Consider the following 13,949-nt stretch of genomic DNA (forward strand, 5'->3'; position numbering starts at 1 on the left):
TTATGCCATCCACTCATACTAAAGATGAACTGAATAAATTCCTAAAAACAGGGATGCGACTCTCAATTAACTTTGAGTTTGGTCAGGACGAAAAGTACATTTACGCTGCGACCTATCTGGGACTAAAAGAAAACGCTTATATCATTCTCGATATACCAACGCGTCTGCTAGAAGAACAAGCGCTAAGAAAACTCAGCAACGTAGATGTGGTTATCCGCGGAGTGTCAGACACCGATCTTGGGCATGTTGTCGCTTTCAAAACGAGCGTGTTGATGAACTTAGTTCGTCCTTCGCCATTGCTGTTTATTCGAATCCCTGCAACGTTTGCAACGAAGCCAGTACGAGAGCATGAGCGCTATAAATTGCAGCTCGATTGCGCGATCGACCACATGAGCAATAAATACGACGGCTGTTTGGTCGACTTCTCACTTTCTGGGTGCGGTATATCCACTCTGATTGAACCAGAGTTTGCCGTTGGGGATAGAATCACGATTGAGTCCCCTTTAAGTGGTTACATTGATGAAGACAACCGCTGCTCTATCGCCAATATCAAGAAGCTACAAAAAGGCTGGATTGTTGGGGTTAAGTTTGCAGAGCCTCTCGATATGACGGAAGCACTTAAGAATGAACTGCTGGAGCAATCTTTTTCGGCCAGCACTATTTAAGACTTGGCAAACAATCAGATACAAAAAAAGGGAGCATTTCGCTCCCTTTCTCTTTTTCATTATGTTCTTTCAAGCAAGAATCGCTGCTTAAAATCGACAAACGCCTCATGCAATGCGTTTTCTTTTATCGGCTTAAGTAAGACGTAGTTCGCGCCTGCTGCCATAAACGCATCGCTGGTTTCCTTCGCGGTATCCGCTGTACACGCATAGATTGGCGTACCTAAACGTAAGTTCTGACGAATCTCATGTGTTGTCTCGATACCACCAAGGTGCGGCAACTGGTTATCCATCAAAATAAGGTCATAGGTATTATCAGCAAGAAACTCCATCGCTTCCAACCCATCTTTAGCCCAATCCACCTGCATCTTGTACTTCTTACAAAAAGCCTGAAGAATAAACGCATTGGTGTGGTTGTCTTCCACCAATAGCACTTTCAAACTCTCATCAAACAAGAGTTCTGGCTTAACACGTTGGCTAACCTCTAAAGGCCTCAATACGCGTTCACGATCCTTCACTGGGAGCGTCACAACAAACGTGGTCCCCACTCCTTTGCTACTGCGAACTTGAACATCACCTTCTAGCATGTCGACAAGGTTCTTCACGATGGTCAAACCTAGGCCGCTTCCGCCATACTCTCGTGTTGTCGTTGCCTCTTCCTGTACAAACGGTTCAAACATTTGGTCCAGTTTGTCGGATTCAATACCGATACCCGTGTCGGTGATTTCCACCACCAAAACGCTGTTGTCTGCGCCGTAGAATTGCTCCAACTCGGCGTTCAGGCGAATCGAACCAGAAGGGGTGAACTTAACGGCATTGCTCACCAAGTTAAATAGAATCTGGTTGAGACGAACTTGGTCAGTGAAGATCTCGACATTCGGATCAAGTTTGTTCTCGATAACCAACTCAACCCCTTTGTTCGAACAGATTGGGCGGTAGATGTTTTCCAACGTGCGCATTGTGTCGGTGAACGAGAATGGGTGTTTCTGAATATTGAATTTACCCTGCTCTATCTTCGAGAAATCAAGAATGTCGTTCAATACCGCCAACAGATGTTCGCCACTGTGACAAAGTACGTCGATTTGATTCTTCTGCTCTTCCGTTTCTACCGAATCTTTAAGCAACTGAGCAACACCAAGAATGCCGTTGATCGGCGTGCGGATTTCATGGCTCATCTTGGCAAGGAAATCGGCTCGTGCTTGCGCTGATTTCTCCGCTTCTCGACGAGCAATATTACTCTGCTTCTCAGCTTCGATAAGCGTTGTAATGTCTTGGCCTTGAACGATGATGCCACTGATATCGCCATCAACCCGAATGGGTGACAAGTTCCAGCGGTAGATCTTGTTACCGATAGGCACATTAACGCCCGTCAATGTCGCGCCTTGGGCGGCCATTTTGAGGTGTGGTGTCAGCTTGTCTTTAAAGCCTTGGAATACCGGATGCATAGTTTCGTGATCGTCTTCAATCACTAACTCTTTGCGCGCTGCTGGGTTCATTTGAATCAAGATGCTTTCTTCAGACCAAACCATGATTGGAGATAGCGCAAAATTAAACAGGTCTCGGAACGACTTTTTCTGTGCTTCTAGCTCTTCAAAGGTACTTTCTAGGGTTGAGCCTATGTGATCAAACTCTTCGATATCCGAGCCACCAAATCGTTCAAACCCCTTCTCCTCTCGCGCAGAGCGGGTATAGGACATCAAAGATTCCAACTGAGCTGCCACTTTGCTTTCAATCCACTCTTTGGTCATGAGCGCGATCATGATCATACCGATGATAGAAGCGAGCATGGCCAAGATGTGTTGAATTTGTAACGTCACGACGCTCTGGTTGTCTTGTACCGTCAACAGGCAAAGCTCGGTCGTCACCGCATTCACTTCAATTGGAGTTTCAATCACCAGCAGTTTATCGAGCCTTCTGTCTGAAGCTTTACGGTGCAGTACATCCACCACATCATAAGGCTCATCGCCAATCAAAGAGTTCGCTAGAGGCACGTTATTGGCAATCAAGACGACGTTATCAACGTTACTCTCGCTCTTGAGTTTTTCCATCAACGCAAAGTTGTTGTCCAACACAACGGCATTGAACGAAAAGCCAAGCACCTCACCAGTTGGTGGGTCTAATACAGGTACTCGGCGAATCAGCATGTGCCTTGACCCAATAGAGGTCATCACATTCACGTAGTACCAGTTGTTGCTAAAGGTCACTCGATTAGCAAGGCTATCCAGAATCAGGTCATTCACACCATAGAAGTGTGCATTGCCATCGTCCCAAATGATGCCTTTGTGATCGGTCAGAAAGCGAAATTCTGGTGTATGTGACGGGTCACTCTGGTCGATGCTGAGGAAGAAGAAGTTGAGCGCATCCGTATTTCGACTGGTGTAAAAGTCACGAATCACTTCACTTTTGGAATTGCTGTCATGATGTATTTGAATCGCCGCAAAGTGGCTATCAAATATATTGTGGATCAGTGCAGAGGTTTGTTGCTTCGTCCTGTCTACTTCTTGCCAGATTATCTGCTTGGAGAAGTAGTAGCTCTGAATGAAAATCCCTAGAATGATCGGAGCAAGAACAAGGATGATGATCTTTGTAATGAGCGTCGCCAGAGAGCGACGCTTTTTTATGTTTGATCGCGTTGTCGTCATCAATTATCTGAATATCTAAATGCACGCTTTTTAAGCGCTTCGATTCGTTCCGGTGAATCCGCCTTTGTGACAATTTCAAAGTCACCGGAGTATACGGTTGGCACTGGCTTTCCTTCCAAGTCCCACTTAATGGCTTCTGCCATGGCGATGCCAGTATCGTCATTCATACGCATGACGGTAATGTCTAAATCACCTTTTTGAATAGCGTCTAACTCAGCAGAGCCTCCACCCCATCCATTAACCATAATGTCGTCACGACCCAACTCAGCCAATGCATCAACAGCGCCTAAAGCCACATCGGTCGAACACGCATAAATAAAATCGACGTCTGGGTGTTTCGCTAAACTCGCCTTCGCGGCCTCATAGCCGGATTGCTTGGTTGCTTTCGTGTAGTACGCTGATTGTAGCTCAAAGTTATTGTCACGGTTAACTTGGTGAATGAAAGTGTCACCTCTTACGTCGCTAATGTACCCCTCAGAAAAGTAAAGCACACTGTAATATGTGTGTTTTGGGAAGTACTTTCCGAATTCTGTTGCGAGTTCACGACTGCCTTCTGCGTGGTCAAACCCAACATATAAGAATGGCTGATGCTTATCCCATTCACGCACTGGCGTGGTGATATTTTGTAAGATTAATTTGGTGTTGGTGGAATCTAATACGTGCTCAACAAATTTACGATGTCTTGTCGTATCAAGCGTGAAAATCAAATAATCGGATTTGCTCTTAAGCGCCTCCATTAATGACAAGCTCTGTTGCTTAATATCGGCATTTGGTCGTGTAAATACTTGGTTGATTTGATAGTTGATATTCAACTTGTCTAATCGTTTTTCAAATGCAGCGATGTTTCTTACCCAGTAATCGGACACTTGTTGCCCTGGATAAACAACCGATATTTTGAGTGGACGCTTTTTGGCTTTAGAAAGCGGAACAGGACGCTCTCGAACGGCTTCCGCCAACGCATTGGTCAGTTTTCTCTGCTCAGGAAATTCATCTAAGAATTCTTGATATGCCCAGTACCCATTCAACACTTGAGTGGCGTGGGTAACCGGAGAAAAACTCACCATAGAAATTAAGGAAAATAGTAACGCTTTATTCATTTGTTGCTCATTTAGTTTTTTATGGAGCATGGAGCTGCTCTATTTTATTACCTAGCCGAGTCATCCTTTACCCTATTAATTTCATCTTCCATAAATTGTCCGTTTCTATATAAATATTTTTGATATAAAGCCGAACGGACATCAACGTATTATGTGGTACAAGCGCCCGAAATGATACCCACAAGCGCCAAAAATAAACCGCCATTTGAAGGCGGTTTATTTTTTGACATAGTTAGGTATTAATTTAGAGGACAAACGTTGAACTAGCTGCACAATTTTGCACTTTTTGACCGATTGAGGGTTGTACTTGCTAGATTTAACTCAAACGCCTATCAAGCAACCGGATGATCTCTTAGCGTTGTTGTTTACGCGTTTGAAATGCAAGCAATTGGTCTTCACCTACCTGAATATCCGCGCTTTTTTGCACCAACAGTTCTTTCTTCGTCTTGGTAAGCTGCTTGATGAAATATTCAGCCTTCATTGCCATGCTTTTGTTCTCAAAAGAACAGGACCACTCTAACGTTAACGGCCCTTTTCCTTTTAAGGCTTTCGCGCCTTTCCCACTCTCGTGCTGCTTGAAGCGTCGCTCAACGTTATTAGTCACACCGCAATACAATGCATTGCGGTTATTACGAATCAGGTAGACGCTCCAATTCTGCTCGGCAGTCTCACTCATGAAAGTAGAGATTCAACCTGCTCTTTTAGCGCTGTAAGCTCTTCACGAAGTTCCGCGACTTCTTGTTCTAATTGAGCAATACGCTCAGAACCCGCAGAAGAGGGGGCAGCACTTGCTACTGCCAACTCACTCACATCCACTTCACCACAGAATAGGTGCATGTAGCGTGATTCACGTTTGCCAGCTTCACGAGGAAGTTTAACAACAAGTGGGCCTTTCTCATCACTTGCTAGATGCTCAAGTACGTTTTCGACTTCTTTTACATCATTGAAAGTAGCCAGACGGTTAGTACGAGTGCGAATTTCACCTGGAGTTTGCGCGCCACGAAGCAACATGCAGCATACGATGCCTTTTTCTTGCTCCGTCAGTTTTAGATCGCCAAATTCAGTATTGCAGAATCGGTGTTGGTATTTGCTCACGCGGCTGTTAAAACCACTTTCGTCGCTGACTAGGCGGCGCTCAATCAGCGCATCAACCGCATCCAGAACATCTGCTTCGGATAGCGACATTACTGGTTCGCGGTTACTTTTTTGATTACATGCGTTAGTCAGCGCGTTAAGGCTTAGAGGGTATTGGTCGGGGGTGGTCACTTCTTTTTCGATTAAGCAGCCAATTACTCGTGCTTCAATTGCCGTTAGCTCAACTTTCATAATGCATTTCCTTATTATTGTTGCATTTGAATTTGGGTATCAGGCTAAAGCATAGCGCATGGACCTGACACCCTTTGCGAATCGGGTTAGGTCTTAATGCTCTGAGAGAATCGACACCTTGGTCATTTTTCCATTCTCATCAATCATCATTATCTTCGAACGATTGAGTTCGACTTCAGTGATTTCAAGTTGCGTTCTCGCCGCAACATAGGATGCTTTGAGCTTGGCCGCCAGAGAGTCGTTTTGGGTTTCGACATCTTGGCTTTCAACTTGCTCCGCAATAGTCCCAGAGTTCATTTCGAGCTTCATATTTTTTGTATTGAATGACGCTGATAATATAGCGAAGGCATCACCATGACAACGAGTCCCTGCGTTCAAGTGAGCAACATTCACGCTTTTAACACTCGATTGTTAATAGCTCATCAGAATTGATGGATAAATGCTCAACCCAGCGTGACGTTTGATCTAAAGACTGTTATGCCACGAGATGTTGTGCTTTAATCGAGTCAGATATTCACAAATTAGGAAAGGGAACCATGAGTAGCGTATTTGAAATCGTGAACCAAGCTCGTCGTAAAAACAAACTAAAACGTGAGCTGCTTGATAACGAGAAAAAAGTCCGTGACAACCGTAAACGTGTAGATCTACTAGAAAACCTACTAGACTACATCAAGCCAGAAATGACTCACGATGAAATCCTAGCGATCATCAAAAACATGAAAGCAGATTACGAAGACCGCGTTGACGATCACATCATCAAGAGTGCAGAAATCTCTAAAGCACGTCGTGATATCAGCCGTCGTATCCGCGAACTGACTGAAGAAGACAAGCAAACTAGCGGCAAAAAATAAGTCGAATTAGTTTCAGAATTCAACCCCGAGCAGGGATAACTTGCTCGGGGTTTCTTTTTGTCTCTTTGTTGTACACTGTGTACAATAAAATCAATTTCTGTTCTAAACACACTCAACGTTCCTATGCCTTCTACTTCTTCTAACGCACAACCGACGTTAGCAAAACAACTGTTTACTATGACATGGCCAATGCTCTTTGGTGTGTTGTCATTGATGAGCTTTCAACTTGTTGACAGTGCCTTCATCGGTCAACTGGGTATTTTGCCGCTCGCGGCTCAAGGCTTTACTCTGCCTTTGCAAATGGTGGTTATTGGCATTCAAGTTGGCCTCGGCATTGCTACCACCGCTGTTATTTCAAAAGCGCTAGGCGCAAATGACATTCGCTATGCAAAACAACTAGGCGGTCTCGTCCTGATGATTGGCTCTGTAGGTGTGGCTGTATTTGGCTTGCTTATCTGGCTATTACGCTACCCTATTCTCTCGCTGTTGAGTGCACCTGATACCGTAATGCCAATTATCGACAGTTACTGGCCTTGGTGGCTGTTGAGTTCTTGGGTAGGTGCGGTGCTGTATTTCTACTACAGTATCTGCCGCGCAAATGGCAACACCATGCTACCTGGCACCATGATGATGGTCACCAGCGGCGTGAACTTAGTGCTCGATCCGTTATTTATCTTCACGTTTGATTTGGGGATTAACGGTGCGGCAATTGCCACCATCATCGCCTTTGGTTTCGGTATATTGGTCGTCGCTCCTCGTGTTCAAAAAAACCATTGGGCAACCTTCCAGTGGCAAGATTTGAATGTGGTTAAGAGCATCACTTCCATTGGTAATATCATGGGCCCAGCGATGATCAGCCAGCTTCTACCACCGCTCTCTTCTATGTTAGCAACTAAGCTACTTGCAGGCTTTGGTACTGCCGCTGTCGCTTCTTGGGCATTGGGGTCTCGCTACGAGTTCTTCGCTATCGTTTCGGTATTGGCATTAACCATGTCTATGCCACCGATGGTTGGTCGTTTGTTGGGTGCAAAAAACTACACTGATATCCAGTCGCTGATTTCTATCGCGGTGAAGTTCATTCTAGGTTTCCAGCTGATGATTGCAGTGATTACGTTTATCGCCGCAAACCCACTTGCGCTACTGATGACCAGCGATGCAGAAGTGACCAACGTACTTGAAATGCACCTGATGATAGTGCCAATTAGCTTAGGCTCTTTGGGCGTGTGTATGCTGATGGTGTCTATCTGTAACGCTTTAGGCAAGTCATACACCGCGTTAACGATTTCAGCATTGCGTCTGTTCTTGTTTTTCCTTCCTTGCCTGTGGGTCGGTGCACAAATGGGCGGAATCAAAGGACTACTTATCGGAGCTTGTCTCGGTAACATAATGGCTGGCATTGCCGCTTATATTACGTATCGCAAAACCATTCATAAGCTTGCATCCACTTAAAAACAATTTAAGAATATCGCACAAAACAAAGCCCTCATAACGAGGGCTTTTCAGTGTTTGATTGAGAAGTTGAGTAAATTAGCCTAATGCGATTTTATCGGCAGGGAACACAACACCAGTTTGTCTTCTCACTTCAGTAAGCACTTTGGCAACCGTCAATGAGCGCTGCTTCATTTGAGGGTCAATCGAGCCAAGTTTCAGTTGCTTAGCAAACGCCTGCGCTTCATAGAACATGTGGTTCTCTTCTTGAGGTAGCGTGAGAACCTCTTTGTCTTCGCCACGTAGGATACGTTCAACGCCACGACCTGTGGCAATCATATCCACCAACACACTGCCCTGTTCACCTTGGAATTCGCTTGGAATAAGTGAATCACTCACCTTCGAGTGCAATAGGTTTACATTAAAGCCATCGTAAGCGAGCGTCACGCTGCCACAACCATCAACGCCAGAAGGCAGAACATGAGCACTTGCTTGTACGCTGTTAGGCTCTCCAAACAACTCAACAGCAGAACCAACACAGTAGTAACCAATGTCCATGATAGAACCGTTCGAAAACTCTGGATTGAAGGTATTTGGGTTCTCACCGTTCAGGTATTTCTGGTAACGAGAAGAATACTGGCAGTAGCTAATGGTGGCATGACGAAGAGGAGCAATCGTCGGAAGGCTATCTTTTAGCACTTGGAAGTTTGGTGTGTATGGCGACATGAAAGCTTCAAACAATACGACGTTATTCTCTTCAGCCGTTTTGAACATCGCTTGAGCAAGAGAGTAATTAGACGCCATTGGCTTTTCACAAATCACATGCTTACCGGCTTTAAGCATTTGCATTGCTTGAGGCGCGTGAAATGAGTTAGGGCTCGCAATGTACACTGCATCAATACTCTCATCGGCACCCAACGCCTCTAGGCTGTCGTAGTATGCTTCTGCGTTGTAAGGTGAGCCAAATTCGCACGCTTTCTCTACATCGCGTGAGTAAACGGCTTGAAGGCAAAATTCTTTGGTCTGAATCGCTGCTTCAACAAATTGTTGAGAGATCCAGTTTGTCCCGATTACAGCAAGTTTGAACATGTTACTTCCTTTTCTTTATCGTTCTAAAAGCCGTAAAGAGTCCGGCTTTCAAGTGCGATTTAAGCAAGCTTTAGTTCATTAAACAACTCAAATAGTTGATTCGATTTGTAAGGTTTCGGTAAGTATGCATCCATCCCTGCAGCAAAACAGTTTTGGATATCTTCTTCTAGCACGCTAGCTGTCAGAGCAATGATTGTGATTTTGTCGCTCCCAACTTCTTTCTCCCAACGACGAATCTCTTTTGTCGCAGTTAACCCGTCCATTACTGGCATCATGCAATCCATCAATATGGCATCAAACTGTTCGCCTGTGGTGATTGCCTCCAGAGCTTCCTGCCCATTGCTCGCGATGAGATAATCGTACCCTGCTTTATCTAGAAAGAAACTGGCTATCTTTTGGTTCATCAAATTGTCTTCGGCAATCAAAATACGACGATGCGTGCGTGACTGATTAATATTGTGAATCACAGCCGATTGCGTGACATGGTAACTTTTAGCATTCTGCTCAACTTGAGCAAGCTCATCAATGGCATGCCTAAAGCGATTTCCAAGGAATGGTTGAGTCAGCACCGCATGAATTCGTTCCGAGTTGGTATAGGTGGTAGTGAGATGATGCTGACACACAATGATTCGGCTTGCGTCGACATAACTCTCTAACTCATCAATAGCTGAATCCAGCTTACTTTGGCCATCATGACAGTAAAAAATGACTTCAGATTCTCTTGCGGAGGAGGTCAAATCATCAATGTGCTTAACCTCTGAGAGTTGTATTCCTGCCAAGCGGCATTCTTTAACGATTTGGTCGGTGTAAGGGTATTGGTCTGCGATGAGTATACCGGTTCGGATTATTTCTGAACGCCAGCCAACAATTGGAAGCACTTCCACTTCGATTGAGAATTCGAAACTGGTTCCAATCCCTTTAGATGATGTCGCAGTGAGTTTGCCCCCCATCATGGCAACCAATTGACGACAAATCGCTAAACCTAATCCGGTGCCACCAAACTGGCGTGAGATGCCTTCATCTTCCTGAGTAAAAGGTTCGAATATGGTATTCAGTTTGTCTCGCTCAATACCTACCCCTGTGTCTGTCACTCTGAACGTTAGGAAAACGCTCTTTTGCGTCGTCGACTCTTGATAATCAACATCGACTGAAATGTGCCCTTCATGGGTAAACTTCACCGCATTCGAGACTAAGTTCATGATGATCTGTTTGATTCGGTGATCGTCGACCATAATGCGCGGAGGAATACGTTCATCCAGGTTGATGTTTAACTCCAATTGCTTAGACGTTGCCTTGGATTGAAATAAAATCATCGACTGATAGACGACCTCGCGAATGTCCGTCTCGATTAAAGAAAGTTGCAAGTGGCCAGATTCAATTTTCGATAAATCAAGAATGTCGTTGAGTAGAGTCAACAACGTATGAGACGAAGTATCGATATCGGTTAAGACTTCTTTCTGATGATCGGAAAGATCACTTTGGGACAATATCTCCGTCATCCCAATAATGCCATTCAGCGGAGTTCGTATTTCATGAGACATACTGGCAAGAAAGACCGATTTTGCGCGGTTTGCAGAGATGGCTGACTCTTTGGTTTTCAGAATCTCTTCTGTTTGTCGGTTTTGCTCTTCCATCATGCGGTTGACTTGCTGCGCGAAAATGGTGAATTCATCATTCCCGTCGACGGCAACCTTCTCTCCTTTCACATGTTCATGGATGAGAGTGTTGAGAGAGTGAATGATGGCGTCTAGTTTGCTGTGCACTCGATACCAAGTACCAAACCCCAACCAACACAACAAAACGATGATGACCAAGACTCCCGACGTCATCAGCGTGATGCTTTGTTTTTGAGAGCTGACTTGGACTAATAGCGCACTCTCGACTTGCTGAGTGAACCCTTCCGTCATCACTTGTAAACGCTGTACGCGATGGTCGAGGTCTCTCAGATAAGTCACATAGTCCGCTTGCGACAACTCACCAGCCATCAAACGTCCACGAGCTTCAATGCTAGAGAGATAGCGCGGCGATGTGTACAAGCTCAGTAGTTTATCAACTTGCTCATTTGAAGCCCCTAGCTTTAGAAACCCTTCCAAACTTTGCTGTTGTCGCTCAATTGCTTGGAAAAACATCCCTTGATTCGGCTTGCTTTCTGGCTCTAACACCAAGCGATAGGTTAACCATGCCTCTTTTTGAGTCCAATAAGAAAGCTGCGCGAGATAAGCAATGAAGTCTTGCATCCAATGCGCTTCGTCACTGTCGAATAGGTGGTAATGCTGAACCAATGCTTCAGACATTTCCTGTAAGAGACGAAATGACCAATCTCCTGCATCCACACTGCCCCTTATGTCACCAGAGATCACATCTAACATGGCTTGCTTTAAATCTTCGGAATACTCCAAGGTGTGGCTGTTTTTCATGAACTTGTCATAAATAGCGAGCGCTTTATCTCGTTGAACTTTGACTTCAATAGGAAGAGGCTGTTCTTCTCCATATTGGTGACGCTCTTTCTCCATCTCGTATACAAAGTGAGAGGCTTCTGAAATCAGCTTTAAGCCTTGGATATTACTAACGGTTTGATTGAGTCTGGCGACTCGTTGGGAGTTAACAGAGAATTGGTGAACGGCAAACACAGAAATAACCACCGCAGGTAACAGTGCGAGTAGAGCTAAACGTAATTTTATAGAAAGTTTTATCATCCGTTCGCCCGAGTTAATAAAAGGCCCTCGAATTAATACTAGACTACTTTCATAGATTGAATATGAACTTATGCGAAGGGTTTTATTGACGCTTTTGCTTCGCTTATCTGCTCAAATAGGCAAAAACAACACTTAGAGCCCTTTGTTGCACCAAGGTTAACCAAACAAAAAGTGTGATTGCTTGCAAAATTTTGCAGCATCAATTTTAAACAGATTTGGTTAAATCGACTCATACCATTGGTGAATCCCGAACTATCGCTAAAAAGCGCCTGAAACGTTTACTATTTTCGTGTTAAAGAAAACGGGCATCACAAAAACAAAACAAACAATATCATTGTTACAAGCTTTCCATTTGAAGCGATCCGTTATCATCACGAATTAAGTATCATATTTGTAAAAAGTCAATCCCCATCAAACCCTGCCTTAGTCACATTAATCAACCATTAAAATGACGATTTACCACACTTTAAACTGGATTTATTTTTCCTAGCAGAATAAGACCTCCACCCGTACAATCCGCACACATAATTATTACAACCCAATTACAAAACACCCTCACTTCACGCTCTACCGTTGAGGTAACAGCAGAAAGTAAGGTCAGCCCCCAAAACGTGAAAGGTCCAAAACAACAATGAGTCCAGAGAAATATCTCCAAGACTGGCAAACTAGCCAAACGATTGCTGAATCTATCTCCCCTCTTATTGGTAAGCTGTATCGTCAAAAAGGAATCGAAGTGGTTCTGTTTGGTAAAACACTTATCAACGCAACAACCATAGACATTCTCAAAACTCACCGTGTTGCAAGACGTTACACCGGAAGCCCTCTCTCTCTAGAACAAACCATGCCAATCATCCAAGCGTTGTGCGAAATGAGCATTTCATCTTGCCGCGTAGATGTTGGTCAGCTTGCTGGTATGTACTGGAAAGATCACGAAGACACAGCTGCACTTAACGACTTCTTACACACCGCTTTACATGGTGCTCGCGATGCAGATTCATCTCTGGCTGCTCGTGATGTGGTGCTTTATGGTTTCGGTCGTATCGGTCGCCTATTGACTCGCCTGCTGATTGAAAAGAGCGGTCCTGGTTACCCACTGCGTCTGCGTGCAATTGTTGTGCGTGGCGGCAAGAAAGGCGACCTAGAAAAGCGTGCTAGCTTGCTGCGTCGTGACTCTGTTCATGGACAATTCAACGGCAGTATCGTGATTGACGAAGAGCGTAAAGCGCTGATCGTGAACGGTAACTACATTCAAATCATTTACGCTAACAGCCCAAGTGATGTGGATTACTCGGTTTATGGCATCAACAATGCGCTTGTTGTCGATAACACAGGTGTTTGGCGTGATGCCGAAGGTCTTAGCCAACACGTGGCTTGTAACGGAGCAGAGAAAGTACTGCTTACCGCGCCAGGTAAAGGCGACATCAAGAACGTCGTATTTGGTGTGAATGAATCTGTGATTCAAGAAGATGACACCATCATCTCTGCAGCAAGTTGTACGACTAACGCCATCACTCCGGTTCTAAAAGCACTTAACGATAAATACGGCGTGCTGTCTGGCCACATTGAGACCGTTCACTCTTACACCAACGATCAAAACCTAATCGACAACTTCCACTCGGGCGATCGCCGTGGTCGCAGCGCTTCATTGAACATGGTTCTGACATCAACAGGCGCAGCGAAAGCGGTAGCAAAAGCACTGCCAGAACTTGCTGGTAAACTGACAGGCAACGCAATTCGTGTCCCGACTCCAAACGTATCAATGGCAGTTGCGAACCTAAACTTAGGTGAAGATGTAGACCGTGATTCGCTGAACGAATACCTACGTGAAATGGCATTAAACTCTGAGCTTTCTGCGCAGATCGATTACACAGATTCGACAGAAATCGTATCAAGCGACCTAGTTGGCTCTCGCCACGCAGGCGTAGTAGATGGCCAAGCGACCATTGCTCAAGACAAGCGTTGTGTGCTGTACATCTGGTACGACAACGAATTCGGTTACAGCTGCCAAGTTGTGCACTGTATGGAACAAATGATGGGCGTTCGTTACCAAACATTCCCTCAATAAGGTGAACCTTGCTCCACAACGTTAACCACAATGTGTAACGAGCAACACCCCAGCATTTGTTTTAAATAATAAGCGCCTTGCGCATTACTAATA

General features: G+C 44.8%; 11 protein-coding genes. 4 read left to right on the forward strand and 7 right to left on the reverse strand.

Annotated features, from left to right (window positions below):
- Positions 1-2 precede the first annotated feature (2 nt).
- Positions 3-665, forward strand: a complete 663-nt coding sequence (locus tag ACLIIY_RS27205; protein ID WP_270050297.1) for a PilZ domain-containing protein — start codon at positions 3-5, stop codon at positions 663-665.
- 59 nt (positions 666-724) lie between these two features.
- Here the strand turns inward: ACLIIY_RS27205 and luxQ are convergent, their stop codons facing one another.
- The 5 genes from luxQ to ACLIIY_RS27230 form a co-directional block, all read right to left on the reverse strand.
- The gene (luxQ, locus tag ACLIIY_RS27210) at positions 725-3,304 is read right to left on the reverse strand and encodes a quorum-sensing autoinducer 2 sensor kinase/phosphatase LuxQ (protein ID WP_009704765.1); all 2,580 of its coding nucleotides are present in this window, start codon (positions 3,302-3,304) and stop codon (positions 725-727) included.
- Positions 3,304-4,401: an autoinducer 2-binding periplasmic protein LuxP gene (locus tag ACLIIY_RS27215; RefSeq protein WP_009704766.1), complete on the reverse strand. Its 1,098-nt coding sequence runs from the start codon at positions 4,399-4,401 to the stop codon at positions 3,304-3,306. The genes luxQ and ACLIIY_RS27215 overlap by 1 nt, the downstream gene beginning before the upstream one ends.
- A gap of 352 nt (positions 4,402-4,753) precedes the next feature.
- Positions 4,754-5,077 carry a GIY-YIG nuclease family protein gene (locus ACLIIY_RS27220; protein ID WP_009704767.1) on the reverse strand — a complete coding sequence of 108 codons (324 nt, stop codon included), beginning with the start codon at positions 5,075-5,077 and terminating at the stop codon, positions 4,754-4,756.
- Entirely contained in the window at positions 5,074-5,727 is a 654-nt protein-coding gene (locus ACLIIY_RS27225) for a YceH family protein (protein WP_171371141.1), read from the reverse strand. The genes ACLIIY_RS27220 and ACLIIY_RS27225 overlap by 4 nt, the downstream gene beginning before the upstream one ends.
- 93 nt (positions 5,728-5,820) lie before the next feature.
- Entirely contained in the window at positions 5,821-6,024 is a 204-nt protein-coding gene (locus ACLIIY_RS27230; RefSeq protein WP_009704769.1) for a hypothetical protein, read from the reverse strand.
- A 239-nt stretch (positions 6,025-6,263) separates the two neighbouring features.
- Here ACLIIY_RS27230 and ACLIIY_RS27235 point away from each other — a divergent pair, with 239 nt between their 5' ends.
- Together ACLIIY_RS27235 and ACLIIY_RS27240 are read left to right on the forward strand one after the other, a co-directional pair.
- A complete protein-coding gene (locus ACLIIY_RS27235; RefSeq protein ID WP_005442423.1) occupies positions 6,264-6,578 on the forward strand; it encodes a DUF496 family protein in 315 nt (104 codons plus the stop codon).
- 123 nt (positions 6,579-6,701) lie between these two features.
- Positions 6,702-8,027, forward strand: a complete 1,326-nt coding sequence (locus ACLIIY_RS27240) for an MATE family efflux transporter (protein WP_045417010.1) — start codon at positions 6,702-6,704, stop codon at positions 8,025-8,027.
- A 78-nt stretch (positions 8,028-8,105) separates the two neighbouring features.
- Here the strand turns inward: ACLIIY_RS27240 and ACLIIY_RS27245 are convergent, their stop codons facing one another.
- The gene (locus tag ACLIIY_RS27245) at positions 8,106-9,095 is read right to left on the reverse strand and encodes a Gfo/Idh/MocA family protein (protein ID WP_045417014.1); all 990 of its coding nucleotides are present in this window, start codon (positions 9,093-9,095) and stop codon (positions 8,106-8,108) included.
- Between the two features lie 59 nt (positions 9,096-9,154).
- Positions 9,155-11,791: an ATP-binding protein gene (locus tag ACLIIY_RS27250; RefSeq protein ID WP_434528916.1), complete on the reverse strand. Its 2,637-nt coding sequence runs from the start codon at positions 11,789-11,791 to the stop codon at positions 9,155-9,157.
- A 631-nt stretch (positions 11,792-12,422) separates the two neighbouring features.
- Here ACLIIY_RS27250 and ACLIIY_RS27255 point away from each other — a divergent pair.
- Positions 12,423-13,856, forward strand: coding sequence for a glyceraldehyde-3-phosphate dehydrogenase (locus ACLIIY_RS27255; RefSeq protein ID WP_434528917.1), 1,434 nt, complete (start codon positions 12,423-12,425; stop codon positions 13,854-13,856).
- The last annotated feature ends 93 nt before the right edge of the window (positions 13,857-13,949 follow it).

The organism is Vibrio sp. K4 (assembly GCF_051122595.1).
GTDB lineage: Bacteria > Pseudomonadota > Gammaproteobacteria > Enterobacterales > Vibrionaceae > Vibrio > Vibrio owensii.

Coding starts and splice junctions, on each gene's coding strand:
- ACLIIY_RS27250 (WP_434528916.1), bottom strand. CDS start 11,791: ATGATAAAACTTTCTATAAAATTACGTTTAGCTCTACTCGCACTGTTA.
- ACLIIY_RS27205 (WP_270050297.1), top strand. CDS start 3: ATGCCATCCACTCATACTAAAGATGAACTGAATAAATTCCTAAAAACA.
- ACLIIY_RS27235 (WP_005442423.1), top strand. CDS start 6,264: ATGAGTAGCGTATTTGAAATCGTGAACCAAGCTCGTCGTAAAAACAAA.
- ACLIIY_RS27255 (WP_434528917.1), top strand. CDS start 12,423: ATGAGTCCAGAGAAATATCTCCAAGACTGGCAAACTAGCCAAACGATT.
- luxQ (WP_009704765.1), bottom strand. CDS start 3,304: ATGACGACAACGCGATCAAACATAAAAAAGCGTCGCTCTCTGGCGACG.
- ACLIIY_RS27215 (WP_009704766.1), bottom strand. CDS start 4,401: ATGAATAAAGCGTTACTATTTTCCTTAATTTCTATGGTGAGTTTTTCT.
- ACLIIY_RS27225 (WP_171371141.1), bottom strand. CDS start 5,727: ATGAAAGTTGAGCTAACGGCAATTGAAGCACGAGTAATTGGCTGCTTA.
- ACLIIY_RS27240 (WP_045417010.1), top strand. CDS start 6,702: ATGCCTTCTACTTCTTCTAACGCACAACCGACGTTAGCAAAACAACTG.
- ACLIIY_RS27220 (WP_009704767.1), bottom strand. CDS start 5,077: ATGAGTGAGACTGCCGAGCAGAATTGGAGCGTCTACCTGATTCGTAAT.
- ACLIIY_RS27245 (WP_045417014.1), bottom strand. CDS start 9,095: ATGTTCAAACTTGCTGTAATCGGGACAAACTGGATCTCTCAACAATTT.
- ACLIIY_RS27230 (WP_009704769.1), bottom strand. CDS start 6,024: ATGAACTCTGGGACTATTGCGGAGCAAGTTGAAAGCCAAGATGTCGAA.